The sequence below is a fragment of the Methylobacterium sp. WL116 genome, assembly GCF_008039455.1.
Classification (GTDB): Bacteria; Pseudomonadota; Alphaproteobacteria; order Rhizobiales; family Beijerinckiaceae; genus Methylobacterium.
In genome coordinates this window covers 1-2075 of record NZ_VRUV01000677.1, presented here as the reverse complement: position 1 = coordinate 2075, position 2075 = coordinate 1, and the positions used below count along the sequence as shown (strand labels likewise).

The 2075-nt window shown below is 72.1% G+C and carries 2 protein-coding genes; both read right to left on the bottom strand.

All coding sequences use genetic code 11. The annotated features are described in order from the left end of the window. Positions 1 to 65: 65 nt before the first annotated feature. A complete protein-coding gene (phnD, locus tag FV223_RS26135; protein WP_147729660.1) occupies positions 66 to 1001 on the bottom strand; it encodes a phosphonate ABC transporter substrate-binding protein in 936 nt (311 codons plus the stop codon). A 42-nt stretch (positions 1002 to 1043) separates the two neighbouring features. Then, positions 1044 to 1835 carry a phosphonate ABC transporter ATP-binding protein gene (phnC, locus tag FV223_RS26130; RefSeq protein WP_147729659.1) on the bottom strand — a complete coding sequence of 264 codons (792 nt, stop codon included), beginning with the start codon at positions 1833 to 1835 and terminating at the stop codon, positions 1044 to 1046. Positions 1836 to 2075 lie beyond the last annotated feature (240 nt).

The window sequence follows — 2075 nt, the reverse complement described above, 5'->3', positions numbered from 1 at the left end:
CCGCCCGCTCGGGCGGCAGCGGCGCGATCCGCCCGCTCACGGCGGCGACCCGTCCGGTCCCGGGATCAGGACTTGCGTCGCTGCGCGTCGTTGAACTTCAGCATCTCGATGATCGGCTGGTAATCCTCCAGCGTCACCGGGGTGAGGCCGAGGTCCTTGCCGTCGGAGAGGCGGTCGAAGGCGGCCTTGTCGGCGGTCGGCAGCGCGACGAAGGCCTCGACGATCTTGCGCTTCAGGTCGGCGGGCAGGCTGGACAGCATCGCGAACGGGCCCTCGGGCAGGAACGCGGACTTGAAGACGATGCGGAAGTCGGACGGGCTCAGCGGCGTGCCGTCGGGCTTCTTCAGCATGCCCTTGGCGGCCATGCGGGTGACGACGGAATCGGTCTCGGAGTTCCACAGGTTGGCGGCGGCGTCGGCCGTGCCCTGGGTCAGCGCCAGCACCGCGTTCTCGTGGCTGCCGGCGTAGACGGTCTTGCCGAACAGCGCGTCGACGTCGTGGCCGCTCTTGTTGAGGAAGAAGCGCGGGGCCTGGTTGCCGGAGGTCGAGTTCGGGTCGACCAGGGCGAGGTTCCTGCCCTTCAGGTCCGCGATCGTCCGGTACGGGCTGTCGGCGCGCACGTAGAGCACCGAGTAGTAGCCCGAGGCGCCGTTATCGTGCTTCTGGTTGACGATCGGGTCGACCTTCACCCCCGTCATCACCGCGCGGGCGAACGAGGCCGGGCCGTAGAAGGCGATCTGGATGTTGCCGGCGCGCTGGCCCTCGATCACCGCGGCGTAGTCGTTGGCGACCCGCAGCTTCACCGGCACCCCGAGCGCCTTGGTGAGGTAGGCGGCGAGCGGCGCGTAGCGGTCGGTGGTGCCGGTGGCGTTCTCGACGGGAATCGCGCCGAGGGTGATCTCGGGCACCGTCGCCTTCCAATCCTGAGCCAGGGCGGGCTGCAGGGCGAGCGCGGCCAGGCCGCCCGCGAGGGCGCCGACGAGGGTGCGACGGTCGAGCATCATCATCTCCGGGAAGGGGCGTGGCACGGGGTTCGTCTGGGGTCAGGCGACGAGGGCGGCGGGCTCGACCGCGTGCGGCGCCCGGTCCATCACCTCGCCGGCCTCCAGGCCGTAGAGCTGCTTGGCGACGTCCTCGGTGAGGTCGAAGGCGCCGCCGTCGAACACCACGCGGCCGTCGGCGAGGCCGACGAGCCGGTCGCAATAGGCGCGGGCGAGGTCGAGCGAGTGCAGGTTGCACAGCACGGTGATGCCGAGGCGCCGGTTGGCGTCGGCGAGCGCATCCATCACCAGCTTGGTGTTGCGCGGGTCCAGCGAGGCCACCGGCTCGTCGGCGAGGATGATGTCGGGCTCCTGCACCAGCGCGCGGGCGATCGCGACCCGCTGCTGCTGCCCGCCCGAGAGCTGGTCGGCGCGGTGGGCGGAAAAGCCCGCCATGTCGAACGCCTCGAGCGCCGCGAGCGCCCGCGCCCGGTCCTCGGCCGACCACAGCTTCAGGAGCGCGCGGTGGCTCGGGGCGTGGGCGAGGCGCCCCATCAGCACGTTGGTCAGCACGTCGAGGCGGCCGACCAGGTTGAACTGCTGGAACACCATGGCGCAGCGGGCGCGCCAGCGGCGCAGGTCGCGCCCCCGGAGCGCGGTGACGTCGAGCCCGTCGAACAGGATCCGCCCGGCCGAGGGCTCGGCGAGGCGGTTGAGCATGCGCAGGAAGGTCGACTTGCCGGCGCCCGAGCGCCCGATCACCCCGACGAAGCTGCCCGGCTCGATCCGCAGCGAGATCCGGTCGACCGCGAGGCGCGGTCCGTAGCGCCGCGTGAGGCTATCGACGATGAGCATGCGTGCCGTCCGCCGCGAGGGATGCGCCGGTAGACCCGTCGCGCGCGACGATAGGATGACAGCCGCGCCGCGACCCGCGGTTTCGTCGTGAACGGGCGCGCCGTGCGGCTACGCAGCGAACGGGATCCGGCGCAGGAGGCGGAACGGCGCCGCGCCGTCCTGGCGCAGCAGCGTGATCGCGTCGATCGTCAGCGACGTCGGGGGGCAGGCCGCCGCGAGGCGGGCGCGCCAGGTTTCGCG